The organism is Oceanihabitans sediminis (assembly GCF_003337215.1).
Classification (GTDB): Bacteria; Bacteroidota; Bacteroidia; order Flavobacteriales; family Flavobacteriaceae; genus Oceanihabitans; species Oceanihabitans sediminis.
This window is the reverse complement of the sequence record NZ_QPIG01000004.1, coordinates 76,231-100,484: the sequence shown is the minus strand read 5'-3', so window position 1 is coordinate 100,484 and position 24,254 is coordinate 76,231. Positions and strand designations below refer to the sequence as shown.

Annotated in this window: 23 protein-coding genes; 7 read left to right on the top strand and 16 right to left on the bottom strand. The window is 33.2% G+C overall.

Annotated elements, in window-relative coordinates:
- Nucleotides 1-121: 121 nt before the first annotated feature.
- The 9 genes from DU428_RS10675 to DU428_RS10635 form a co-directional block, all read right to left on the bottom strand.
- Nucleotides 122-1,393, bottom strand: coding sequence for an adenylosuccinate synthase (locus DU428_RS10675; protein ID WP_072350754.1), 1,272 nt, complete (start codon nt 1,391-1,393; stop codon nt 122-124).
- A gap of 10 nt (nt 1,394-1,403) precedes the next feature.
- Nucleotides 1,404-1,856 (bottom strand): Fur family transcriptional regulator, encoded by a 453-nt coding sequence (locus DU428_RS10670; RefSeq protein ID WP_072350755.1) that lies wholly within the window; start codon nt 1,854-1,856, stop codon nt 1,404-1,406.
- A gap of 25 nt (nt 1,857-1,881) precedes the next feature.
- On the bottom strand, nt 1,882-4,098 hold the full coding sequence (locus DU428_RS10665) for a RelA/SpoT family protein (protein WP_113966336.1): 2,217 nt from the start codon (nt 4,096-4,098) through the stop codon (nt 1,882-1,884).
- A 79-nt stretch (nt 4,099-4,177) separates the two neighbouring features.
- On the bottom strand, nt 4,178-5,410 hold the full coding sequence (locus DU428_RS10660) for a M48 family metallopeptidase (protein WP_113966335.1): 1,233 nt from the start codon (nt 5,408-5,410) through the stop codon (nt 4,178-4,180).
- Between the two features lie 3 nt (nt 5,411-5,413).
- Complete coding sequence (locus tag DU428_RS10655; RefSeq protein WP_072350758.1) at nt 5,414-6,223, bottom strand: TrmH family RNA methyltransferase; 810 nt, start codon at nt 6,221-6,223, stop codon at nt 5,414-5,416.
- A 126-nt stretch (nt 6,224-6,349) separates the two neighbouring features.
- Nucleotides 6,350-7,654, bottom strand: coding sequence for an amidohydrolase family protein (locus tag DU428_RS10650; protein ID WP_072350759.1), 1,305 nt, complete (start codon nt 7,652-7,654; stop codon nt 6,350-6,352).
- A 10-nt stretch (nt 7,655-7,664) separates the two neighbouring features.
- On the bottom strand, nt 7,665-10,631 hold the full coding sequence (locus tag DU428_RS10645) for an amidohydrolase family protein (RefSeq protein ID WP_072350760.1): 2,967 nt from the start codon (nt 10,629-10,631) through the stop codon (nt 7,665-7,667).
- Nucleotides 10,632-10,706: 75 nt separating this feature from the next.
- On the bottom strand, nt 10,707-11,042 hold the full coding sequence (locus DU428_RS10640) for a hypothetical protein (protein WP_123796514.1): 336 nt from the start codon (nt 11,040-11,042) through the stop codon (nt 10,707-10,709).
- 29 nt (nt 11,043-11,071) lie between these two features.
- The gene (locus DU428_RS10635) at nt 11,072-12,139 is read right to left on the bottom strand and encodes a DUF3810 domain-containing protein (RefSeq protein ID WP_072350762.1); all 1,068 of its coding nucleotides are present in this window, start codon (nt 12,137-12,139) and stop codon (nt 11,072-11,074) included.
- 108 nt (nt 12,140-12,247) lie between these two features.
- On the opposite strand from DU428_RS10635, the gene DU428_RS10630 reads away from it, so the two are divergent.
- Entirely contained in the window at nt 12,248-13,708 is a 1,461-nt protein-coding gene (locus DU428_RS10630; protein ID WP_113966333.1) for an aminoacyl-histidine dipeptidase, read from the top strand.
- Between the two features lie 68 nt (nt 13,709-13,776).
- Here DU428_RS10630 and DU428_RS10625 read toward each other — a convergent pair whose 3' ends face one another.
- From DU428_RS10625 to DU428_RS10615, 3 genes are read right to left on the bottom strand one after another with little or no spacing between them, the layout of a single operon-like run.
- Entirely contained in the window at nt 13,777-14,955 is a 1,179-nt protein-coding gene (locus DU428_RS10625) for a peptidylprolyl isomerase (RefSeq protein ID WP_072350764.1), read from the bottom strand.
- A gap of 22 nt (nt 14,956-14,977) precedes the next feature.
- The gene (gene gldI / locus DU428_RS10620; RefSeq protein ID WP_072350765.1) at nt 14,978-15,523 is read right to left on the bottom strand and encodes a gliding motility-associated peptidyl-prolyl isomerase GldI; all 546 of its coding nucleotides are present in this window, start codon (nt 15,521-15,523) and stop codon (nt 14,978-14,980) included.
- Nucleotides 15,516-16,535 (bottom strand): DHH family phosphoesterase, encoded by a 1,020-nt coding sequence (locus DU428_RS10615; RefSeq protein ID WP_113966332.1) that lies wholly within the window; start codon nt 16,533-16,535, stop codon nt 15,516-15,518. Before DU428_RS10615 ends, gldI begins: the two co-directional genes overlap by 8 nt.
- Before the next feature lie 87 nt (nt 16,536-16,622).
- On the opposite strand from DU428_RS10615, the gene DU428_RS10610 reads away from it, so the two are divergent.
- Complete coding sequence (locus DU428_RS10610; RefSeq protein ID WP_072350767.1) at nt 16,623-17,042, top strand: nucleoside-diphosphate kinase; 420 nt, start codon at nt 16,623-16,625, stop codon at nt 17,040-17,042.
- A 116-nt stretch (nt 17,043-17,158) separates the two neighbouring features.
- Nucleotides 17,159-19,714, top strand: a complete 2,556-nt coding sequence (locus DU428_RS10605; RefSeq protein ID WP_113966331.1) for a M4 family metallopeptidase — start codon at nt 17,159-17,161, stop codon at nt 19,712-19,714.
- Nucleotides 19,715-19,997: 283 nt separating this feature from the next.
- On the opposite strand, the gene DU428_RS10600 is transcribed toward DU428_RS10605, so the two are convergent.
- From DU428_RS10600 to recF, 4 genes are all read right to left on the bottom strand, one after another.
- Nucleotides 19,998-20,189: a cold-shock protein gene (locus DU428_RS10600; RefSeq protein WP_072350769.1), complete on the bottom strand. Its 192-nt coding sequence runs from the start codon at nt 20,187-20,189 to the stop codon at nt 19,998-20,000.
- A gap of 81 nt (nt 20,190-20,270) precedes the next feature.
- Nucleotides 20,271-20,567: a DUF721 domain-containing protein gene (locus DU428_RS10595; protein WP_072350770.1), complete on the bottom strand. Its 297-nt coding sequence runs from the start codon at nt 20,565-20,567 to the stop codon at nt 20,271-20,273.
- A gap of 43 nt (nt 20,568-20,610) precedes the next feature.
- On the bottom strand, nt 20,611-21,027 hold the full coding sequence (locus DU428_RS10590; protein WP_113966330.1) for a hypothetical protein: 417 nt from the start codon (nt 21,025-21,027) through the stop codon (nt 20,611-20,613).
- Nucleotides 21,024-22,103 carry a DNA replication/repair protein RecF gene (gene recF, locus DU428_RS10585; protein ID WP_072350772.1) on the bottom strand — a complete coding sequence of 360 codons (1,080 nt, stop codon included), beginning with the start codon at nt 22,101-22,103 and terminating at the stop codon, nt 21,024-21,026. The genes DU428_RS10590 and recF overlap by 4 nt, the downstream gene beginning before the upstream one ends.
- A 132-nt stretch (nt 22,104-22,235) precedes the next feature.
- Between recF and DU428_RS10580 the strand changes: the two genes are divergently transcribed.
- From DU428_RS10580 to DU428_RS10565, 4 genes are all read left to right on the top strand, one after another.
- Complete coding sequence (locus DU428_RS10580; protein ID WP_072350773.1) at nt 22,236-23,006, top strand: tetratricopeptide repeat protein; 771 nt, start codon at nt 22,236-22,238, stop codon at nt 23,004-23,006.
- 10 nt (nt 23,007-23,016) lie between these two features.
- Nucleotides 23,017-23,502, top strand: a complete 486-nt coding sequence (ribH, locus tag DU428_RS10575; RefSeq protein WP_072350774.1) for a 6,7-dimethyl-8-ribityllumazine synthase — start codon at nt 23,017-23,019, stop codon at nt 23,500-23,502.
- Between the two features lie 238 nt (nt 23,503-23,740).
- The gene (locus DU428_RS10570; protein ID WP_113966329.1) at nt 23,741-23,959 is read left to right on the top strand and encodes a hypothetical protein; all 219 of its coding nucleotides are present in this window, start codon (nt 23,741-23,743) and stop codon (nt 23,957-23,959) included.
- Between the two features lie 11 nt (nt 23,960-23,970).
- Nucleotides 23,971-24,252: a riboflavin synthase subunit beta gene (locus DU428_RS10565; RefSeq protein ID WP_072350776.1), complete on the top strand. Its 282-nt coding sequence runs from the start codon at nt 23,971-23,973 to the stop codon at nt 24,250-24,252.
- Nucleotides 24,253-24,254 lie beyond the last annotated feature (2 nt).

The following is a 24,254-nucleotide window of genomic DNA, read 5'->3' as shown; positions in this document are numbered from 1 at the left end:
AAATTTGTGGTAAAAATAACTAATATAAATGATGCAGTATTAGTCATTAAGATATTTTTAATACCAAAAAAACCTGTCAAGTATATACAAGACAGGTTCTTTAGTGTAAGTTCTAAACTTATTACATGAAAATAGTTTGTTTTCTATCTGGACCTACAGATACTACATGAATAGGAATTTCTAATTCTTTTTCAAGGAAAGCTATATACTCATTTAGTTCTTTTGGGAATTGTGATTTATCTGTCATTTTAGTTAAATCTTCTTTCCACCCTTTAAACTCTGAATAAACTGGTTCTAAGTTTTCAGGTTCAATATTATATGGTAAATGTGTAATTTTTTCTCCTTTATATTTGTAAGCTGTACAAATTTTAAGTGTTTTGAAACCAGAAAGCACATCGCCTTTCATCATCATTAATTTAGTAACACCATTTACTTGACAAGCATATTTAAGTGCTACTAAGTCTAACCATCCACATCTTCTTGCTCTTCCTGTAACTGCACCAAACTCATGACCTATTCTAGCCATATCATCTCCAACTGAATCAAAAAGTTCTGTTGGGAATGGTCCAGATCCAACTCTTGTTGTGTATGCTTTAAAAATACCGTAAACCTCACCAATTTGGTTTGGTGCTACACCTAATCCTGTACAAGCACCTGCCGCAGTTGTGTTACTTGAAGTAACAAAAGGGTAGGTTCCGAAATCGATATCTAGTAAAGAACCTTGAGCTCCTTCTGCTAGAATTGTTTTTCCAGATTTTTGTGCTTGGTATAAATATTCTTCAGAATCTATGAATTGTAGTGATTTTAACACCTCTACAGCTTCAAAGAATTCTTCTTCCATTTCTTTTAAGTTGTATTGAATATCTACATTGTAGAATTCAATCATTGCTTCGTGCTTATTAGCTAGAGATCTGTATTTTTCTTTCCAGTCGCTAAGCTCTAAATCTCCAACACGAATACCGTTTCTACCGGTTTTGTCCATATAAGTTGGGCCAATTCCTTTTAAAGTAGAACCAATTTTTGCTTTTCCTTTAGAAGCTTCACTTGCAGCATCTAAAAGTCTGTGCGTTGGTAAAATTACGTGTGCTTTTCTTGAAATTATAAGTTTAGATTTATAGTCGATATCAAATTGATCTAAGCCTTCTAATTCCTTTGCAAATACTACAGGGTCTATAACAACACCGTTACCAATAACATTGGTAGAGTCTTTATGAAAAATTCCTGATGGAATGGTTCTTAAAACGTGTTTTATACCATCAAATTCAAGTGTGTGTCCCGCATTTGGGCCTCCTTGAAAACGAGCAATAATATTGTAGTTAGCCGTTAAGACGTCAACAATTTTTCCTTTGCCTTCGTCTCCCCATTGTAAACCTAGTAGTAAATCTACTGCCATTATAATTTAATTATTTAGTTGTTTTTTTTGTTCCGTAAAAATAAAGTGAATGATTAGAAATTTCAATATCAAAAACCTCTTCAATAGTTTTTTTTATTGATTGAATTCTAGGATCGCAAAATTCGATTACTTCTCCAGTATCTGTTAGAATAACATGATCGTGTTGCTTATCGAAATACGACTTTTCGTAATGCGCTTGGTTTTGACCGAATTGGTGTTTTCTTACCAATGCACATTCTAGAAGTAATTCAATAGTATTGTATAGGGTAGCTCTACTAACACGATATTTTTTGTTTTTCATGTTTAGGTACAGCGACTCTATATCGAAGTGTTCATCGTTATTATAAATTTCTTGAAGTATAGCGTATCGCTCTGGTGTTTTGCGATGGCCTTTGCTCTCTAAAAACTTAGTAAAGACATTCTTTACTATTTCCTGATTTTTTATTTCTGTTTTTACACTCATAATTCCGGCGTAAATTTACAACATATTATACTCTTTTAACCTTATCAATTCCATTAATTTTTTTAAGGTTATCCATAAGTTTTGTTAATAAGTTTTTGTTCTTTACAACAACGTTTATTTTTCCGGAGAAAACCCCGTCATTACTCTCAAAACTTATGCTTTTCATGTTTACGTTCATGTTAGCCGAAATGAGTTTTGTGATGTCGTTTACTAAACCTAAATTATCAATACCTGAAAGAATAATTTGTGCAGGGAAGTCCTGTTGGGTGGAATCTATCCATTTTGCAGGCAGAATTCTGTAAGCGTAATTAGATTGTAAACTCACTGCGTTAGGACAGTTGGATTTATGTACTTTGATGCCTTCTTTAATCGTTAAGAATCCAAAAACAGCATCGCCAGGAATAGGATTACAACAAACTGCTAGCTTGTAGTCAAGTTTTTCTTCTTCCTTTCCAAAGACTAATAAATCGTATTTGTTAGTGATTTCTTCTTTGTCAAGTTCTTCCTTGTTTATACTAGGTTTTCGTGTGATTTTATTCTTTAGGTAGCTAACAAAAGCATTGCTTCTAGACGAAGCATACTCTTTTAGCATGGTATTGTCTATAGTTCCTGTTCCTACTCGATAAAATAAATCTAAACTTGTTTTAAGTTTAAAGTGGTTTACCATTTCGTTTACAGAATCTTCATTCAAAGTAATTTTAAGCTGTTTTAGTTTTCTTCTTAAAATTTCTTTTCCTTCTTCTGCTACAATCTTCGTACTTTCTTTTAAAGCGTTTTTAATTTTACTTCTAGCTCTAGCCGTTGTCGCATAGTCTAGCCAGTTTGGAGTAGGTTTTGCATTTTCTGAAGTTAATATATCTACTTGATCACCACTTTTAAGTTGATGGCTTAGGGGAACGAGTTTTCCGTTTACTTTTGCGCCTCTTGTTTTTAATCCTACTTCTGTGTGAATACTGAAAGCAAAGTCTAATGGGGTAGCTCCTTTTGGTAGGGATTTTAAATCTCCTTGCGGCGTGAAAACAAATATTTCTTTAGAATATAGGTTTAGTTTGAATTGTTCTACAAAATCAACAGCATTTGCTCCGTGGTTTTCTAAAGCTTCTTGAAGCTTGTTAATCCATGTATCTAGATTATCTTCTGATTTTTCACCTTTATTTTTGTATTTATAGTGAGCAGCATAACCTTTTTCTGCAATCTCATTCATTCGCTCACTACGAATTTGCACTTCTACCCAGCGACCTTTAGGTCCCATTACCGTAATATGAAGCGCTTCGTAACCTGTGGATTTTGGTGATGAAATCCAGTCGCGAAGTCGAGTAGGGTTTGGTCTAAAGTGATCTGTAACTATGGAGTATATTTTCCAAGCTAAGAATTTTTCGTTAGCAGCATCGGTTTTATAGATGATACGAACCGCAAACTTATCGTAAACCTCATCATAAGAAACCCCTTGGTTTATCATTTTTCTTCTGATAGAGAAAATAGATTTTGGCCTTCCTTTGATGTCGTAATTCAGGTTTTCTTTGTCTAGAGAGTTTTTAATAACCTCTGTAAACTCTTGTATATACAAATCTTGCTCTTCCTTGCTTTCTTTCATTTTAAGCAGGATGTCGTTATAAACTTCTGGTTCGGTATATTTTAGACCAAGATCCTCTAGTTCACTTTTAATATTATATAGTCCGATTCTATGGGCTAATGGTGCGTAGATATAAAGTGTTTCGCTGGCAATTTTTACTTGCTTATCTGCTCGCATAGATTCCATGGTTTGCATATTATGCAATCTATCGGCAATTTTGATAATGATAACCCGAACGTCATCATTAAGTGTAAGCAGCATTTTTCTGAAGTTCTCTGCTTGCATAGACACATCCATGTCTGCGTTAAATGTAGAGATTTTTGTGAGTCCGTCTACAATTTTAGCAACGGTCTCACCAAAAAGGCGTTCAATATCTTGAACGGTATAATCTTCATTGTCCTCAACAACATCATGGAGTAGGGCAGCAGCAATAGAAGTAGCATCTAGGCCAATTTCCTGTGCTACAATTTTTGCAACAGCAATGGGGTGAAAAATATATGCTTCACCAGATTTCCTGCGTTGTTCTTTATGGGCGTCTACAGCAACATCAAAAGCTTTACGTATAAGTTTTTTGTCTTCGGTGCTAAGTGTTCTATAACTTACCCTAAGCAGTTCCTTATATGCTTTGGTGATGGCTGCGTTTTCTTTTTCTATATCTACTTCTGTCATAATAACTAAAATTAGTATAAAGAATGTTATTGTACAACCCTTTTTAACATAAAGTTAAAGGAATTTATAAAGTGGAAAACTATCTTTTTAAATTCTTAATTCTTTCTAATAAAGTTGGGTGCGAATAATGCATAAATACATAAGCTTTATGCGGTGTTAAATTGCTTAGGCTGTTTTTGCTTAGTTTCTTTAAGGAAGTAATTAAAGGTGCTGCTTTATAAGTCTTTTTCGCATAGTCATCTGCTTGGTATTCAAATTTTCTAGAAAACCAGTTCATAATTAGGTTGGTGATTTCTGAAAGCGGACTATATAAAATACCAAAGGCTATAAGTCCGATGTGAAAGCTAGGAGTTTCAACCCCTAAAGCTTGAGAAAGTAATGGATTTGAAATAAATAAGGAAAGAATAAAAAGTGTCAAACCTGTTAGTAATACCGAAGCAGTTAAATTAAATACAATATGTTTCTTTTTGTAGTGTCCGACTTCATGTGCGAGCACGGCAACAATTTCTTCTTCCTCTAGGTCATTTATTAGAGTATCATATAATGTAACTCGTTTTTCACTTCCAAATCCTGAAAAATAAGCGTTTGCTTTTGTGCTTCGTTTAGATCCATCAATCACGAAAATTTTATCTAAAGTAAAACCTGCAGTTTGTGCATACTTTGAAATTTTATCGCGAAGGCTACCTTCTTCTAGTGGTGTTTGCTTATTGAATAAGGGAACAATTAAACGAGCATAAAACATATTAATAAACACGGTGAATATTGTAATTAGCGCCCAAGCATAAAGCCAAAAATGTTTCCCGGTTGATTGGTAGAACCAAATAATTGCCGATAAAATTAGGCTACCTATAATAGCCATCATAAACCATCCTTTTATTTTATCTAGCCAAAAGGTTTTTTTCGTTGTTTTATTAAAACCGAATTTTTCTTCAATAACAAATGTTTTATAATAGGAGAAAGGCGTTGTTAATATATCGCTTCCAATCATAATGATACCAAAGAAAATTAGTGCAATTATAATTGGATTTTCAGAATAACTTCTAGCAATTTTATCAACTATTTCAAAGCCATCTAAAAACAGGAAAGCAAGGGTTAATACAATAGAAAAACTGGAAGTTAAGATTCCGAATTTGTAATTGGTTTGCTTATAGTCCTGTGATTTTTTGTATTCGGTTTCATCATAAACATCTTGAAGCTCTTTAGGAATTGCATCTTTAAAATGTTTTGCATTTAAAGCATCTAATGTTTTATCAATGATAAAATCAATAATTAAGATGGCAATGATGATATAAAATAGGGTAGTGGCTGTCATGTTTTATTTGAAATTTCTCTGTCTTTTTGCTTCAAAGATTAAAATTCCTGCAGCTACGGATACATTCATAGAATCTATTTCGCCTTGCATTGGTATTTTTATGTTTTGCTTTGAAGCTTTTCTCCATGTTTCACTTAATCCGTCTGCCTCTGTACCAACTACAATTGCAGAAGCTTGTGTGTAATCTTGTTCGTGATAATTAACTGCTTCTTGTAAAATAGCACTGTAAATGTTTATGTTGTTCTCCTTTAAAAAATGGATGATTTCCTCGGTACTTCCGGTGGCAATTTGATTGGTAAAAACGCAGCCAACACTTGAGCGAATGATGTTTGGGTTGTATAAATCTGTTTTTGGGTTTGCTATTATTACCGCGTCCACATTAGCAGCGTCTGCAGTACGTAAAATAGCGCCAATATTACCAGGCTTTTCAGGAGCTTCTGCAATTAAAAGTAAAGGGTTTTTATTTTCAAACTTTAAACTTTCAAACGATAGGTCTTTTGATTTTGCAATGGCTAAAATACCTTCGGTGGTGTCTCTATATGCTAATTTCTGATAGACTTCCTTAGAAATTGAAATAATTTCTGGCTTGTTAATAGTAGTGATTAGCAGTTTGTTCAGCGCTTCTTCCGGAAACAAATCCTCATAAAATAAAATAGTTTCTAATGCATAGTTACCCTTTATTGCTAGAGAGATTTCTCGCGCTCCTTCAATTAAAAATAACCCAGATTTTCTTCTGATTTTAGATTTATCCTTTAAAAGGGTTATTTCTTTTATATATGCGTTTTTAGAACTAGTTATTTGTTTAAAAGACATGGTTTTACTTGTATTAGGCCTGCAAAGTTAAGCTAAATATAAGGAAACCTTATTTTAAATAATATAAAAAAGCGAGCATGAATTTCAAGCTCGCTTTCTGTTAGGTATTAAAAAAGAATTTAGTTTTTATTCTTGATATTTTTCAGAATAACGTTTAGATAGTTGGGTTTGGTGAGACTCTAAACTAAGATTTCTACCTTGAACAAATGCTTTAATTAGTTTATTTGTTCTAATATCTAATGCATCTCCTTCGCTGATAAATAAAGTAGCATCTTTTCCAGATTCTAAAGTTCCGAAGGTATCATCTATACCTAGAATTTTAGCAGTATTACTTGTAATTAGTTTTAATGCTTCTTCTTTATCTAATCCGTAAGCAACACAGGTTCCAGCGTAAAAAGGTAGGTTTCTTGAATTCATTCTTTCCATATCTCCATTTGCTTGTAAAGCAACTACAATACCGCTATCTACTAATTTCTTTGCCATTTTGAAAGGTAAATCATAGTCTTCATCATCTGAATTAGGTCTAGAATGTACTCTATTTAAAATTATTGGAATATTGTTTTGCTTTAGTAAGTCTGTAACCTTATAAGCTTCATAACCTCCTACAATTACCATGTTTGCAATATCATTAGCTTTAGCAAATTCAGTTGCATCTGTTATTCCTTTAGCATCATCTACATGAATGAATAGCTTAGCAGAACCATTTGTAACTTTTGCTAAAGCTTCAAAGGGCAGGTTTTTCACTTCTTTAGTACTTTGTTGGTACACCTTACTTTGTTTAAAAAAGTTAGCTAATTCTTCAACTTGTTTCCCATATTCTTTATTTGGTTTTAAGTGTGAAGGCTCACCTCTCCACCAACGACCACGAGTGTATGGTCTAGGCCAATTAATGTGAATTCCGTCATCTACTTTTACTGCTGCATCTTCCCAGTTCCAAGCATCTAAATGCACGATAGATGAAGTTCCTGAAATACGCCCGCCCTGCGGAGTGATTTGCGCAAGTAAAACACCATTAGGTCGCATAGTTTCTATGACTTTAGATTCTGTATTATAGGCTATTAAACTTCTAATATGCGGATTCAAACTTCCTAATTCGTCACTGTCTATAGTAGCACGTACTGCATCTATTTCCCCTAAACCAAGAGTGGAGTTAGGAACGATAAAGCCAGGGTAAACATGTTTTCCTTCGGCTTTAATAAGGTCCATATTAGAAATATCGATTTTTACTAGTCTAGCATCTGCAACGGTTTCTATTTTTCCATTATTAAAAATAATGATGCTGTTTTCTATAACTTCTCCGTTTCCTATATGGGCTGTAGCTCCCATAATACAGATAGCTTTTGTTTGTTTAGGAGCTGGAGTTTGTTGTGCAAAAAGAAATGTAGTGCACAATAAAAAAGCTGTAATTATATAATTGTTTATTTTTTTCATTTCTAAATTTTTAGTGAATATGTTCTGCTTCGGTATCACAATGGAAAGTTTCGTTTCCTTTTTTCTTAATAGGAATTGTTTTTAGTCCTTTATTTTTTGCCTGAAGCATCCTATTTAAAAGTTCATTTTTCTCTGCTTTCATTTCTTTTCTTAATTGAAGATCTCTTTCTATATCGAAATAAGTAACACCTTCAATAATTGTTTTTTCTGCTTTTGCATAAATTGATAATGGATGGTCGCTCCAAAGTACAAGGTCTGCATCTTTTCCTACCTTAATACTACCTACGCGATCGTCTATATGTAATAATTTAGCAGGGTTTAAAGTGATAAACTTCCATGCATCTTCTTCACTTACTCCACCGTATTTAATAGATTTTGCTGCTTCTTGATTTAAGCGTCTTGACATTTCTGCATCATCACTATTAATTGCTACCGTAACGCCGTTATTATGCATAATTGCTGCGTTTTGCGGGATAGCGTCATTTACTTCATATTTATACGCCCACCAATCACTAAAAGTAGAACCTCCAGCACCGTGCTCTTTCATTTTGTCGGCTAGTTTATAACCTTCTAAAATGTGCGTGAATGTATTTACTTTAAAGTTGAATTTTTCAGCAACTTTCATAAGCATATTAATTTCGCTTTGTACATAAGAGTGGCAGCTAATAAAGCGTTCTTCATTTAAAATTTCTGCAAGAACTTCTAGCTCTACATCTTTTCTATAAGGTTTACCGCTTTTCTTTTTCGCAATATATTCTTGTGCTCTGGTAAAGTAATCTATGAACATTTGTTCCACACCCATTCTTGTTTGTGGGAAACGATTAAAGCTTGACCAGTTACTTTGTTTCACGTTTTCACCTAAAGCGAATTTGATAAACTTAGGAGAGTTTTTGTAAATTAAATTATCGGCTGTTTCACCCCATTTTAATTTGATAATTGCCGAACGACCACCAATAGGGTTTGCCGAACCATGTAAAACTTGAATAGAGGTTACTCCACCAGCAAGATTTCTATAGATATCTACATCTTCAGCGTCAATAACATCTTCTATGCTAACTTCTGCAGAAGAATTTTGACCCGATTCGTTTACTGCGGAAGTTGCTATATGTGAATGCTCGTCTATAATTCCTGTAGTTAGGTGTTTTCCAGTAGCATCTACAATTTTTGCATTACCGTGCTTCAGGTTGTTTCCAATTTTTGCAATTTTTCCATCCTTCACTAAAACATCTGTTTGTTCTAAAATACCTTCTGCTTCGTTTGTCCAAACCGTTGCGTTTTTAAATAAGATGGTTTCTTGCTGCGGAAGTGTTTTGAATCCGTAAGCTTCGTTAGGATATGTTATAGGAAATACCTTTGGTGTATCTTTTTCTTCTTTTTTATCTTCTTCGGAAACTTCTTTGCTTTCTGCTCTTTTAGCGTAAAAGCTTGTTTCATTTCCGTTAGGTAAAATAGCTTTTCCACTTAAAATCTTCGGGTTAGAAATTTTGGAAACTAATCGCGTAAGGTTCTTGCTAGTTGTGTCTGTGCTAGTAAAAGAAATATTTAACCAATCGTCTTTAAACGAAAGTATTGTTCCTAATTTTTTATCCTTAGAAGAAACGCTGGCTTTTGGCTTCGCTATGTCGCCTGAAATTTTTAAATCGTAAGTTTCGCCTGCAAGGGTAAAGTTATAATCCCCTCTAATGTCTTTAGTGGACATGGGGTGGATTTCGTGCTTTTCACCATTTACCCAGTTTTGATAAAGGATTGTGTTTTTATCAAAAACATCTCCAGAAGTAATAAGGAAGTTAGCGTAAGCTCCGTTTTTAAGCGAACCAATGCTATTTTCTTTACCTAAGATTTTTGCTGGAGTGGTAGTTAGAGCTTCCAATGCTTTGGTTTTACCTAAACCATATTGAATTGCCTTTTGAAGGTTTGGCATTAAATCTTTTGCAGCATCTAATCCTTTTAAAGTAAACGAAAAAGGAACATTGTTTTCTGCTAATATTTTTGGGTTTGCAGGTTTTTGATTCCATGCACGTAAATCTGCTATTCCAGCACCTTCCGCTAAGAATGGATCTGAAACATCAAATGCATCAGGGAAATTTAAAGGAATAATAAACGACGCATTGGTAGCTTTAATTTCGATGATGTTTTCGTATTCATCTCCGCCGCCTACAAATACAAACTCCGTATTTGTTTCTTTACCAACTTTAGCAAAACGCAAAGCGTTTATTTTGCTGCCAGCATCCATGATTTGTACTAAGCTTTTGTTTGTATTATATGCTTCTAAAGCTCTATCTTTATTATTAACGTTTCCGTTTGCATACCATTTTGCATCATAATGTACCTGACGTAAAAGAGCCATAGTTCCCATTAAGGAGTTAGGGTATGATTGTCTGGATTGTACACTTTTTCTAGTGGAATAATATTGCGCAGACTTATTTTCTAAAATTCTAGAAGCATCTGTGCTATTTGGAGTCAAAGCAATTAGAGTTCCTGTACCTCTAATAATTCCGTCTTGTAAATGCGTGTTTACTACTCCGAAACCTGCTTTACGTAAATCTGATGCAGATTTTTCATCATATTTATAAAAATCGATGGCGTTTTGATCTGGTCTTATATGGTCGTTCCAATAAAAACCTTCTCTGCTAGCATCATATTGTGCGCCTCGGCCAGAAATTCTTTCTGGTTTAGAAATCCCAAAGTCTGAAAAAACATCAATAAAAGAAGGGTAGATGCTTTTATTGCTTGCGTCAATAACAATCGAATTTTTAGGAATAGCTACAGATTTTCCTGTAGCTACAACTTTACCGTCTTTAATTAGTAAAGTACCGTTTTCGATAATTTGTGTGGGACTAACATAGATTTTGGCATTTGTAAATGCGGTGTAGTGGTTGTTTGTGGTTTTTACACCATCGTTTTTCGGAAAATACTCTTGTGCAGAAATTGTTATGCTAAACAAAAACAGCATGAGTAGATAAAGTCTTCTAGTCATATTGGTTAATTAAAAATAAGTTTTAAAGATACTTAAAAGTATTAGGGTTAAAAAAGTTAGAATTAGGTTTGCTAATTATTTTCTAGGGTCATGGTCTATAGGTCTGTGTAAACCAGGGATTTCTAACATTACTTTTCTAAGTTCGTCTTTTAAATAATATTTAGAAAAATCCTGAAAATAAATGCTTTTATTTAAATCTTGTGGAGCGAAACTAATTATACCACTATTGGAGGTTTCGTAGATTTTAAAAGGAATGGTTGTTTTTAAATTTTCCTTTAAAGTGTATATTTTGTCAAAAGTATAGCTGTCAAAAAAAGTATAGTTTTTCTTGAAGAATTCTTTCAGATCCGTAGATTGTGAAAAACTCATAGAGCTTACAAAAAGAGCGATAATGGCTAATGTAGTTTTCATAAGTTAATTTATTGCACCAAGATAATAAATTATAATGTTTTAGAATAATGATAATTTACTAAAAGAGCCACTACATAACTATAGCTTTTCATACCTCCTTTTTGGTTATTAGCTTTTAAAAAAGAAGAATATATAAACTCAAAAACAGGTTCTGTAATATTTTGATAGCTTTTCCAGAAATCTTGTGTTTCTTGATAGTTCTTTAGAATACCTGGGTTTATAGTGCTTAATAATTCTTCATAAATAGCAGGGTCTCGTCGGTATACTTCTACTAAACAATGTCTCAATCCAAAACTGTAACCCGAATAATTAAAATAGATATTTGGGTGATGTGTTGCAGCTAGAAAACCAATAAAATTCGCTTCGTTTTCTGCAGCATATCCTAATTGATGCGCTACTTCATGTGAAGCAGTAGTAGGGAATTTATATTTAGGAATTAAAGCATCTATTTGTGCTTCGTTAGTTAAGGGATTTAAATAACCAGAAAATCCCATATAGGTTAGGGGTGTACTAAAAATAGATTTTTTTATGCTCTTTGAATGGTAGCTTAGATGCGGAAATTCTTCCTCTAAAACAGTGTAACCTTTTGGAGTGAGTTGTAATAATTCCGATTTACTAAAAGGCATTTCTACTTTTACCGAATCATTTTGGGTAATTTGAAGGTGTATGTCGTTCGATTTTTTTATCAGTTGTTTGGTTACTTCCAATAATTGACTAGTGGTATAATCTGCTTCTAGGCTTAGGTTTTTATGTAGTGGAAGTCTGTAGTAATTCATTCCCCAGAATAAATGAAATGCAAAATAGACTATGGAAGTTGCAGCTAAAACATCAATGAACCAAGCCTTGGTGTCTTTTAAAATACGGTTTCTATTTTTATAAAACCATCTAATAATATATATGATGGAAACTGCGTAAAAAATATCCCCAAATGAAAACGGAAGCCATCCAAAAGAATATCGAAACAACTTAGAGGTTATGGGATACAATCCGTTACTATAATAAGTTTCTATAAATTCTGGGTACTTAGAAATCAGTCTAACAATAAAGTAGAGTGGGAGTATAGAAAAGGCTATATATGGCTTTGGGTTCTTTAGCATCCTTCAAAAATAAACAATTGTTTGTTAATCTTTCTCTTAAGGTTTTAAAAAGGAACAAGGTTGTTTAATACAATTTGTATCTTAGCGCTTTCAAAAAAATACTTATATATGAATTCAGAAATAAGACAATTACAGCCACAACAACTTTGGAATAAATTCGCAGACTTAAATGCGGTTCCTAGAGCTTCAAAAAAAGAAGAGCGCGTTATTGCGTTTATGAAAGATTTTGGTAGCAAACTAGGATTAGAAACCATAGAAGATGAAGTTGGTAATGTAATAATTAAAAAGCCAGCTACTGCAGGAATGGAAGACAGAGTAACCATTGTTATGCAATCGCATTTAGATATGGTTCACCAAAAGAATAACGACACAGATTTTGATTTTGACACACAAGGAATTGAAATGTATGTGGATGGTGATTGGGTACGAGCTAAAGGAACAACTTTAGGAGCAGATAACGGTTTGGGAGTAGCTACTATTATGGCAATTTTAGAAAGTACCGATATTGCGCACCCTGCAATTGAAGCTTTATTTACTATAGATGAAGAAACAGGAATGACAGGAGCAATGGGTTTAAAAGGAGGTTTACTTGACGGTAAAATACTTTTAAACTTAGATACAGAAGAAGATGATGAAATTGGTGTTGGTTGTGCAGGTGGTGTAGATATCACAGCAACTAGAACGTATGAAGTAGAAGAAACTCCGGAATTTAAAACTGGATTTGCTATTAGCGTTAAAGGACTTCAAGGAGGGCATTCAGGAATGGATATTCACAAAGGACTTGGAAATGCAAATAAAATCATGAATAGAGTTTTATTTGATGGTTTTGAAAACTTTGGTTTACGTATTTCTGAAATAGACGGTGGAAGTTTACGCAATGCTATACCTAGAGAAAGTAACGCAAAGGTTGCAATTGATGCTGTGCACGAAGAAGCATTTATTGCTGAAATGAAGGAGCTAGCAGCTACTATTAAAACAGAGTTAAAAACTATGGAGCCAGAATTGGAAATCGTAGTTTCTAAAATAGATACTCCTGCAACAATAATGGATCTTGGTGTGCAAGAAGGATTAACTCGTGCAATATATGCAGCTTGTAATGGTGTATATAGAATGAGTGCAGATATTCCTGATTTAGTTGAAACATCTAACAATATCGCTAGAGTAATAGTGAAAGATGGTGAAATTAAAATAGGATGCTTAACAAGATCTTCTGTAGAAAGTTCTAAAGAAGATTTAGCAAACTCCCTTCGTGCAGCTTTTGAATTAACAGGATGTGAAGTAGAACTTTCTGGAGATTACCCAGGATGGACTCCAAACATGGATTCTTCTATATTAAAAGTTTTAGATAGCTTATATGAAGAAATGAATGGTGAAAAAGCAAATGTAGCAGCATGTCATGCTGGTTTAGAATGTGGTATTCTAGGAACTAATTATCCAGATATGGAAATGATTAGTTTTGGACCTACTATTAAAGGAGCGCATTCACCAGATGAAAGAGCAAGCATATCTTCTGCTCAAAAATACTGGAAATTTGTATTAGAGATTTTAAAGAATATTCCGAAGAAATAAGGAATTGTAAGTCATAAAAAAAAGCAGCTCTTAGAGCTGCTTTTTTTGTTTAGTAAGTATTCAAATTACTACTGAATACCCATAATCTCTAAATCAAAAACTAAGTTTGTGTTTGGTGGAATTGGTCCAGCTCCGTTAGAGCCATAACCTAAATAGCTAGGAATAAAAACACGAGCTTTATCACCAACCTTCATATTAAGCATCGCTTCTCTAAATCCTGGAATAAGAGTAGCTGTTTCGTTATATATCATTGGGAATGGTTTGTAACCACCTTGCTTATCGCGTTGCTCGTTGTATTGATTGTTTTCTTTTGCAACCTTAGCCCAGCTAGTGTCAAATAAGGTTCCGTTTTCAAAGTAACCAGCATAGTTAATTAATACCTTGTCTGTAGACTTTGGTTTTGTAGCGTTTTCTGAACCGTTAACAATCATTACCAATCCTGTAGGTAGTTTCTTTACAGTGCCTTCTAAATCTTCATTCTTTTTTAAGAAATTTTCTGTAGCAGCTTTTGCTTCCTCTTTAAGTTTTGCTTCTGCTTCTTCTTTTAATTTCTTATTTCTTTCTGCAATCTTAGGTAGCTCTTCTGTATATACTTTTGGAGCATCAAAAGCTATTGCAGCTTTCCCTTTTCTAATGATGTTTAATTCGTTTATAACAACATCTTCAATTGGTCTGTTTGCTGGTTTTTGTGTAGCTACGTTTGAAATAGTGTCTTGTACATCTAAACCTATAACTAATTCACCAAAAACAGCGTGACAGCTTACTCCTGGAGTTCCACAGTTTTTTGGGTTGTCTGCAGCATCAAAAGCATCTAGGTTTGGAGTAGGACCTTCTGTTATAAAAAATTGAGATCCGTTGGTGTTTGCTCCAGAGTTTGCCATAGATAAAATACCAGGCTTATTATGTCTTAAATCTACATGGAATTCATCTGTGAATTTATAACCTGGGTCCCCTGCGCCAGTTCCTGTAGGGTCTCCTCCTTGAATCATAAATTTGTCAATTACTCTATGGAAAATGATGCCGTTATAATATCTTTTTCCTTTTAAAGAATCGGTAACATTAGGGTGTGTTCCTTCTGCCAATGCAACAAAGTTTGCAACGGTAACAGGAGCTTTTTCAAAATATAATTTAGCAACCATTGTACCTTTATTCGTTACAAATTCAGCGTAAAGTCCGTCTTCAAGATCTGGATATTTGTCTTGGCAAGAGGTAGCACTAAGTAGTAGTGCTAGGATAAAAATTTTCATAGTCTGTTTTAAAAAATTCATATTAGTTAGATTGGTTTTGAGTTATTGAATTTACAGTTACTTCACAAATTAAAGGAATGCTTGTTCCTATTTTATTGTTGTCTCCGTAGTAACCATAGGCTTTTTGCGATGGAAATAAGAAAGTTACTGTTTCACCAGCTTTCATAAGTTTAAGACCTTCTCGTAATCCGGTAAAGAGCTCTTGCTTATCCATTGCGTAGTTTTGTGTTTTAAGCTCTTCTTTGGTGTAAATAAAATCGCCGTTTAATGACTTTACATTATAATCGAAGTTTACAATGTCTCCAAAGTCGGGCTTTTCTAAACTGTCGTTTTCTTTTGTGTTGTAATAATACCAAAAACCACTATTTGAAGCTAGGTATTCATGCTCCGGGTTTTGTTGCATTATTGCTTCAATGCTAGACTGTTCTTTTGCATATAGTTCTTTGTTTCTTTCTACCGATTCTTTAATAAATGAACCAGATGATTCAGAAATTGGTCTTCTTGCTTCAGGTGATTTACAAGAAAAAACTAGTGTTAATAGAGAGAATGTTAATAGGAGTTTATTCATTCTTTAATATGTTTTTATAGCTTGGTAAGATACTAATAAAATTTTCAATAGTTTCCTCTAAGCTTGATTCACTTCTACCTCCTGCTGCATTGGTATGTCCTCCACCAGAAAAATGAGCTCTTGAGAATTCGTTTACAGAAAAATCTCCTTTAGAACGTAAAGATATTTTAATAATGTTTTGCTGTTGGTCTTCAATAAATATAGCAGCAAAAATAATATTTTGAAGAGATAGTGCGTAGTTTACAAAGCCTTCGGTGTCTCCTTTTTTATATTGGAAGTCATTTAGCTCTTGTTGTGATAATGTAATATAGGCAGTACGGTATTCTGGTAAAACCTTTAAGTTGCTTAGAGCGCAGCCTAAAAGTTGTAATCTACTATAGCTGTTAGTATCATAAATAGCATTATGAATTTGCGCGTTTTGAGCACCTTTTTCTATTAAATCAGCAATAACCTTATGTGTGGTAGCTGTTGTAGATGGGTATCTAAAAGAGCCAGTGTCTGTCATAATACCTGTATATAAACAGGTGGCAATATTTGCATCAACCTTATTTATATCTCCAAGCATGTCGATGAAGTTGTAAACCATTTCACAGGTAGAGCTCATGCTTACATCACTATAGGTATAAAGTGCATAATCTTCTGGTTGTTGGTGATGATCTATCATGATTTTTATAGACTCTGTGCTTGCAAGAACTGTTTCCATATCGCCAGTTCTATTTAGTGCATTAAAGTCTAATGTAAAGATGATATCTGCATGATTAATAAGCTTGTCGCTTTCTTCTTTTTGCGTGTCGTATTTTAAGACACTATCTTCATTTGGCATCCATTTTAAAAAATCCGGATAATCATTAGGAGCAATTACTTGTGCTTCGTGCTGGTATTTTAAAAGATAAAAATATAATCCTAAAGTAGAGCCAATAGCGTCCCCGTCTGGGTTTTTGTGTGGTACAATCACTATTTTTTTAGGTGTGCTTAATAGTGATTTTATATCTGCAATCTCTTGTTTTTTCATAGAAAGCGAAGATACAATTTTTTAATAATGCTTTATATTGTTTTTTTGTAGAAAAACGTTACTTTTGCACAAAATTATAATAAAAGAATGGCAACAAATAGAACATTTACAATGCTTAAACCAGATTCTGTTGAAAAAGGGAATATTGGTGCAATTTTAGAAAAAATTACAGCTTCAGGATTTAGAATAGTAGCAATGAAGTTAACGCAAATGACTACTGCAGATGCACAAGAATTCTACGCAATCCACAGTGAGCGCCCTTTCTTTGGAGAATTAGTAGAGTACATGACTCGTGGTCCAATTGTAGCTGCAATTTTAGAAAAAGAAAATGCAGTTGAAGACTTTAGAACTTTAATTGGAGCAACTAACCCTGCAGATGCAGCAGAAGGAACTATTCGTAAGTTGTATGCAGCTTCTATAGGAGAAAATGCTGTTCACGGAAGTGATAGTGATGAAAATGCAGCTATTGAAAGCGCATTTCACTTTTCTGGAAGAGAAATGTTCTAGACAAATAGATATATTTATAATAAAAAGCCTGCAATTTGCAGGCTTTTTTGTTTTTTAAAATAAGATTTAAGATAATTTAAAATATCAAATACTATATTTAGCGAAAATTTTTAGACATGTATAAATCCCCATTATCGTTAATTGTATTTTTATTTTTCACATTTTTCTTAAATGCACAAGAGGCACAAAAAGATCTTGTAGCTTTTGTAAAACAAACTCATGCTACTGTTACAGTAAATGAAAATTCTGGAGTTCCTGAGTTTATAAAATTTGCTCCTGAAAATTTTCTAGATTTAGAAGGAGTAACTATTCAAGACAAAGCCTTTTATTTTCTAGAAAAATACAAAGCAATATTTCAGCTTAGCGCTGTTGAAGCATCTTTTAAAGTAGAAGATGTAAAAACAGATGCATATGGGTTTAATCGTATAACATTAAAACAGGTGCATCAAAATGTTCCTGTATACGATGGTAAATTAAGATTCCATTTTAATGCTGAAAATAAACTAACTGCTGTTAATGGAAATTTTATTCCGAATATAAAAATTGATGCTACACCGGCTATTAGTCCATCGGAAGCAGCGTCGTTAGCAATTCAAACTGTAAATAATCAAAAATTAAATACCTCTGGACTAGCTTTAGAAGCTAATAATAATACATTGTATCTTTTTCAGAAGGGCTTAGCGCAAGGAAATTTTACTACGCGTCACCTTGTTTATGAAGTAGAGGTTAGAAATGGAGCAGGAGTACGTGAATTTGTTTTTATAGATGCGCACTCAAAGGAGCTTGTAGAGCAGTTTACAGGAATGCCTCATGCTTTGTATCGAGTGATTTATGAGGGTAATATGAATAATACTGTTTGGGAGGAAGGTGACCCTTTGCCTGGAACTTTGTCTACTTGGCAATTAAATGAAGTAGAGGCTTCAGGGCATGTTTATCATCTGTTTAATAATACTTTTGGACAAGATTCTTATGATGGTATTGGTGCTCAAATGAAAACTATAAATAATAATCCGAATATTAATTGTCCTAATGCAAACTGGAACGGAGTAACAGTAAATTACTGTGACGGAATAGCTTCTGATGATGTGATTGCACATGAGTGGGGACATGCTTATACTGAATATACAAGCGGATTAATTTATGCATGGCAATCTGGTGCAATTAACGAGTCTTATTCAGATATTTGGGGAGAAACAGTAGATATACTAAATGCTTATGGTGATCAAAATGAAGACCTTTCTTTAAGAACAGACTGTTCTAATTCACAGAGATGGAAAATAGGAGAAAGTGCAACTGCTATATCTTCACCAATTAGAGATATGTGGAATCCTAATTGTAAAAACCATCCAGGAAAAGTAACTGACAATAACTATTGGTGTAATGAAGGAGATAACGGAGGAGTACATATTAACTCTGGTGTTCCAAATCATGCCTACGCTTTATTAGTAGATGGTGGTACTTTTAATGGGTATACCATTAATGGGTTAGGCTTTACGAAAGCAGCTCATATTTTTTGGAGAGCCCAAAGTACTTATCTAACGGCAACAAGTGATTTTTACAATTTAGCAGATGCCTTAGAAGCTTCTTGCACTGATTTATTAGGCATAAATTTAGAAGGACTTTCATTTACAAGTACTCCGGCAGGGCCTTCCGGAGAAATTATAACTTCTACAGATTTTGATGAGTTAGTAAATGTACTTTTAGCTGTTGAATTAAAAACAAATCCAGATGCTTGTAATTTTGAAACTATTTTAGGTCCAATATTCGAATTATGTCCTGTAGCAGAAGGTAATCCAGTTTATAAACAAGATTGGGAAACTGGGTTGCAAGGATGGACTGTGTCTGAATTACCTTTAAATCCGTTAACCTGGGAATCTAGAGATTGGACAATTGTTTCTTCACTTCCAGATGGTAGAGAAGGACAAGGTGTCTTTGGAGCAAACCCAGTGAATGGTGACTGCCAATTCGACCTACAAGACGGATTGATTAGATTAGAGAGTCCGTTAATTACCTTGCCAGACTTTACAGATGGTGACTTTCAAATGTTCTTTGATCATTTTGTTGCAACGGAATATGAATGGGATGGAGGAAATATAAAATATAGTGTAGATAATGGTCTTACATGGGCTATTGTACCAAGTTCGGCATTTACTGCAAATCCGTATAACGCAACTTTAAGATTTGCTCAAAACACCAACCCGCTTAGAGGTGAAGAAGCTTTTACTGGTACAGATGGAGGTTCTGTTTCAGGAAGTTGGGGTAGAAGTGTTATTGATTTATCAGCAATAGGAGTTGGAGCAAATGATGCTGTTAAATTTAGATGGGAATTGGGTTCAGATGCTTGTAATGGAAGAATAGGTTGGTATCTTGATGATATTGCTATTTTTAACTGTGCAATGCCGTTATCGGTTACAGATTTTAATGTTGTAACTAATAGTGTGAAAGTATATCCAAACCCATCAAACGGAGTGTTTACTTTAAAGAAAACACAAAACATTCATTTAAGTTCTGCGAAAATTCATGATATAAACGGAAGAGTAATAAAAGAGTTTGATTTATCAAATATGCAAATGAAAAAGGATATGGATTTAACACATCTTTCATCCGGAATTTACTTTGTAACCATTACAAGCCCAGAAGCTAAAACAGTATTGAAGCTAGTGAAGCAATAATTTCAAATTTGTAAAAAGTAAAAAGCACAACTCTTAAGTTGTGCTTTTTTTTTAGTTATACATCAATTTTATATGAATGTGCTTATTGTATTAAAGCAAGAGGGGGTATGATAAACTCCGACTATTAATAAGAGGATTAGTTAGTTTGGGGAAGAGTTAAAAACATTATCGAGCTATGCAATGTTAAATATTTTAGTTTGGGAAGTTCTTTGAAGCTTGCTATAAACAAAAAAACGCAACCTAATTTGGTTGCGTTTTTGTTTAAAAAGATAAGCGTATATATTTAGATAACTTTTACGTTTATTGCGTTTAATCCTTTTTTTCCTTCTGTTAATTCGAACTCAACGTCATCGCCTTCACGAATTTCATCGATTAATCCCGAAATGTGTACAAAATGTTCTTTGTTTGAACCTTCTTCTGTGATAAAACCAAAACCTTTGGTATCGTTGAAGAACTTAACTGTTCCTTTACTCATTGTTAAAATATTAAATATTAATTATTTATGTTAGGGCAAATATAGTGCCAATAAATTAAATAAAACCATAATTACAGAAAATTATCTTAAAATAAGTTTTTTGATGAGGTCCTTTCCAAGATTTTCATTGAGCATTTTAATTATTTTTTCTTTACCATAGCTCAATTCTTCTCTTAAAACACTAGAACTTAGTTGTACGTAAAGGGTGTCGCGTTCTAATTGTATCGCTGTTGTGTAGTTGTTTACGCCGTTACCCATTAAGTTTGCCCAAGCTTCAGCTACATGAACTTTGTCTAAACCTTTTTCTAATTTATTCGTTTCTACAAATTCTTTTAATGCATCTGCAATGCTTAAGTTTTCATTATTACGTTTTGCCATAGGTGTTTTCCGCGAAAGCGAGAATCTTTTTATTTGTTACTATTTAATCTAAATCTAAGGGTTGGTAGCGTTTGTATAAATATACGTGCTTATTCTGGTTTACTATTTTTAACTGCTCTTTAGTTGCTAACAAAACAGTTTCCTTCCATTTAGAAAAAGGAGTAGTATAGTAAATATTTAAACTATCATTTTCTAAAACAAGCTTTATGTTTTCAACATCTTTAGAAGTTTCGAAAGTACCAGAAAAATTAGGTTTCAGCTTTTTTCTAAAGCCGTTTAAACTATCGTTTATTTCAAAATAATCAATAGTATCGTTATAGTTATAAGCTTTTTTTTCGCCATTATGTAGTGTGACTTCTTCAATTTCCCAATAACCATTTATATGTTCTATATAGGTTTTAGGATCTGCTGAGCAGCTAAATACTAGAAATGTGACTAAAATTAATGCGTAATGTTTCATAATTTAAAAATTTCGTAGGATTGATGTACTTGTTTTACGGCATTTTCGGTTCTATCAGCATGCGTGTCGCTAATAAAAAGCTGTCCGAAGTTTTCATCGTTTACCAACTTGATGATTTGCGCCACACGCTGCTCATCTAACTTATCAAAAATATCGTCTAAAAGTAAAATAGGATTCACGCCACTTTGTTTTTTGATAAAATCAAACTGTGCTAATTTTAAAGCTATTAAAAAAGATTTTTGTTGTCCTTGACTCCCAAATTTTTTTATAGGATGTTCCGAGATATTGAAAATTAAATCATCTTTATGTACACCAACACTTGTGTATTGTAAAGCCTTATCTTTATTGATGTTTTGCATTAGTAAGGTGTTGAGGTCTGTATCAAATAGATCGCTCTTATATACTAATTCTACCTCTTCATTATTATTACTAATTGCTTGGTATTGTAACTTAAATACCGGGATAAATTCTTCTAAAAATGCCTTTCGCTTTTCAAAAACTCTTGTCCCGTAATCTGTTAATTGTTGGTTATAAACTTCAACAGTATCTTGATTGTACGTGTTGTTTAACGCAAAGTACTTTAAAAGAGAATTTCGTTGAGCTAAAACCTTATTATATTTAATTACGTCGTCTAGGTAGTTTTTATCACTTTGAGAAATAACACTATCCATAAATTTTCTTCTAGTATCACTTCCTTCAGTAATTAAATCTCTATCTGCTGGCGAAATAATCACTAAAGGTAAAAAGCCAATATGGTCGCTAAATTTTTCGTAAATCTTATTATTTCGTTTAATAATCTTTTTTTGTCCCTTTTTTAGACTTACAACTATTTTTTCGGTATTGCTTTCTTTTTCATAATCTCCATTAATTACAAAAAAATCTTCGTCGTGTTTTATGTTTTGAGATGCTATTGGGTTGAAATAACTTTTACCAAACGAAAGGTGGTAAATGGCGTCTAGAACATTGGTTTTCCCTATACCGTTGTTACCAACAATACAGTTTATCTTTTCGTTAAACTGAAAAGATTTAGAGTCAAAATTTTTATAATTAAGTAAAGAAAGAGATTTTAAAATCATAAAATAGTTAGATAAAGATATACCTAGAAGTTGTTTTTTTAATGTTAGTTACAAATTATTGCAAAAATAACAAATAAATAGACCTTATATCTGAAGAAAAATTTTATTTTTGCACGCAATAATTATATATACATGGCAACTTACAAGAAAAGAGGTTATAAACCGAAAACGAAAGAGGAAGAAGTGCATGTTGAAGAAGAAAATTCAACAACTGCAGAAGTATTTAATACACTAGATGAATCGGCTTCTAAAACTGAAGACTGGGTTATTAAGAATCAAAAATACATTTTTGTTATCGTTGGAATTGTTGCAGCTGGAGTATTAGGTTACTTGGGTTACAATGAATTTGTAGCAAAACCTGCACAAACAGAAGCAATGAACGACATGTTCCAAGCGCAGAAATATTATAACGAAGCGATAACAGGAACAGAAAAAGATTCTTTATTTAACTTAGCCTTAAATGGAGGTGAAGGAAAATACGGTATGTTAGATATTATTTCTGAACATAGCGGAACTCCTGCTGCTAACCTTGCAACTTACTATGCAGGTATGGCTTATTTAAATATGAAAGACTACAAGAATGCAGTAACATATTTAGGTAAATATACAGGAAAAGACGAAGCTACTGGTCCTATTGCTAAAGGTGCTATTGGTGATGCATTTGTACAATTAAACCAAAAAGAAGATGCTTTAGGTTATTATGTACAAGCTGCTGAAATGCGTACAAACAACTTAACAACACCAATGTACTTATATAAAGCGGGAATTACTGCTTTAGATTTAGGAAAGGCTAATGAAGCTTTAAAATATTTCAATAAAATTAAAGAAGATTTTGCTACTGCTAAAGAAGCTACAAATATCGATGTATTTATAGGTAAAGCAGAAGTGTTGGCAAACAAATAAGAAGCACAACATGGCGACAAAAAATACAAATTTATCAGAGTATGATAAAGCTACAATCCCAAATGCAGAAGATTTTCGATTTGGGATTGTTGTTTCAGAATGGAATGATAATATTACAGAAGGACTATTTCAAGGTGCTTACGATACACTAATAGAAAATGGTGTAGATGCTGAAAATATCCTTAGATGGAATGTTCCTGGAAGTTACGAACTTATCTACGGAAGCAAAAAAATGCAGCAATACAATGTAGATGCTGTAATTGCAATAGGTAGTGTTATTCAAGGAGAAACAAAACATTTTGACTTTGTTTGCGAAGCTGTTGCTCAAGGTATTAAAGACCTAAATGTACAACATGATGTTCCGGTAATATTCTGTGTACTTACAGATATGAATATGCAACAAGCTATTGATCGTTCTGGAGGAAAACATGGAAACAAAGGGACAGAGGCTGCTGTAGCTGCAATTAAAATGGCATATCTAAATACTAGTCTTTAGTATTTGTTATAGATAGTAAATAATTATATAAAAAGCGACTAGAGTGATTTTTTAAAATCATTTTAGTCGCTTTTTCTTTTTTAGTATATAGCTTAAATCTTTCTGTAATATTTCAATTACAACTTATGTCATTCTGCCTGTTTTCGGTTTGTATGTTAACAATTTTTAGCACTAAATATCTGCTATATCCTACTAAATTGAGTAAATTTGAAGAGTAACTCACACTTTCAATTTTACAGTGAATTTATTTAATCAGAGAAAAAACAGAAAGTTTAACTTTCCATCTAAACAGAAGCGAGAAGAAGAACTTTCACAAAAAGAAAGTTTAGCATCCCAATGGGATGAGATTCGAAGTACTTCTAAAAGAAAAGGAAGTGTTTTCTCTAGTTTACCGGTAATGGTAATGTTTTTGATAGCAGTATTAATATTGCTATATGTTTTAGGTAGTTACGAATAAAGAAAGAGATTATGGGAATATTTAAAACACGAAAAAATAAGAAGTTTGGCTACGAACCTCGCTTTTATAAGGGCGAAGGAAATCCTTATGAAATTAAACATAAATTTGATGACCACAGACAAACGGTTGGTAATCAAGGTGGACTAAAATCGAAGCTAGTTTCTGCTTTAAACGACTATAAACACAACGAAGACAAGTCGGCAAATAAACGTGTTTTGATTATTCTAGCTATCCTCATCTTTGTATTTTTGCTTATTATAGATTTTGATTTATCTATATTCTTTTCAAAATAATT

Coding starts and splice junctions, on each gene's coding strand:
- DU428_RS10595 (WP_072350770.1), bottom strand. CDS start 20,567: ATGGCAAAACGTAATAATGAAAACTTAAGCATTGCAGATGCATTAAAA.
- DU428_RS10610 (WP_072350767.1), top strand. CDS start 16,623: ATGGCAACAAATAGAACATTTACAATGCTTAAACCAGATTCTGTTGAA.
- DU428_RS10640 (WP_123796514.1), bottom strand. CDS start 11,042: ATGAAAACTACATTAGCCATTATCGCTCTTTTTGTAAGCTCTATGAGT.
- DU428_RS10665 (WP_113966336.1), bottom strand. CDS start 4,098: ATGACAGAAGTAGATATAGAAAAAGAAAACGCAGCCATCACCAAAGCA.
- DU428_RS10605 (WP_113966331.1), top strand. CDS start 17,159: ATGTATAAATCCCCATTATCGTTAATTGTATTTTTATTTTTCACATTT.
- DU428_RS10645 (WP_072350760.1), bottom strand. CDS start 10,631: ATGACTAGAAGACTTTATCTACTCATGCTGTTTTTGTTTAGCATAACA.
- DU428_RS10655 (WP_072350758.1), bottom strand. CDS start 6,223: ATGTCTTTTAAACAAATAACTAGTTCTAAAAACGCATATATAAAAGAA.
- DU428_RS10590 (WP_113966330.1), bottom strand. CDS start 21,027: ATGAAACATTACGCATTAATTTTAGTCACATTTCTAGTATTTAGCTGC.
- gldI (WP_072350765.1), bottom strand. CDS start 15,523: ATGAATAAACTCCTATTAACATTCTCTCTATTAACACTAGTTTTTTCT.
- DU428_RS10615 (WP_113966332.1), bottom strand. CDS start 16,535: ATGAAAAAACAAGAGATTGCAGATATAAAATCACTATTAAGCACACCT.
- DU428_RS10630 (WP_113966333.1), top strand. CDS start 12,248: ATGAATTCAGAAATAAGACAATTACAGCCACAACAACTTTGGAATAAA.
- DU428_RS10565 (WP_072350776.1), top strand. CDS start 23,971: ATGGGAATATTTAAAACACGAAAAAATAAGAAGTTTGGCTACGAACCT.
- DU428_RS10660 (WP_113966335.1), bottom strand. CDS start 5,410: ATGACAGCCACTACCCTATTTTATATCATCATTGCCATCTTAATTATT.
- DU428_RS10580 (WP_072350773.1), top strand. CDS start 22,236: ATGGCAACTTACAAGAAAAGAGGTTATAAACCGAAAACGAAAGAGGAA.
- DU428_RS10675 (WP_072350754.1), bottom strand. CDS start 1,393: ATGGCAGTAGATTTACTACTAGGTTTACAATGGGGAGACGAAGGCAAA.
- DU428_RS10650 (WP_072350759.1), bottom strand. CDS start 7,654: ATGAAAAAAATAAACAATTATATAATTACAGCTTTTTTATTGTGCACT.
- DU428_RS10670 (WP_072350755.1), bottom strand. CDS start 1,856: ATGAGTGTAAAAACAGAAATAAAAAATCAGGAAATAGTAAAGAATGTC.
- DU428_RS10635 (WP_072350762.1), bottom strand. CDS start 12,139: ATGCTAAAGAACCCAAAGCCATATATAGCCTTTTCTATACTCCCACTC.
- DU428_RS10600 (WP_072350769.1), bottom strand. CDS start 20,189: ATGAGTAAAGGAACAGTTAAGTTCTTCAACGATACCAAAGGTTTTGGT.
- recF (WP_072350772.1), bottom strand. CDS start 22,103: ATGATTTTAAAATCTCTTTCTTTACTTAATTATAAAAATTTTGACTCT.
- ribH (WP_072350774.1), top strand. CDS start 23,017: ATGGCGACAAAAAATACAAATTTATCAGAGTATGATAAAGCTACAATC.
- DU428_RS10625 (WP_072350764.1), bottom strand. CDS start 14,955: ATGAAAATTTTTATCCTAGCACTACTACTTAGTGCTACCTCTTGCCAA.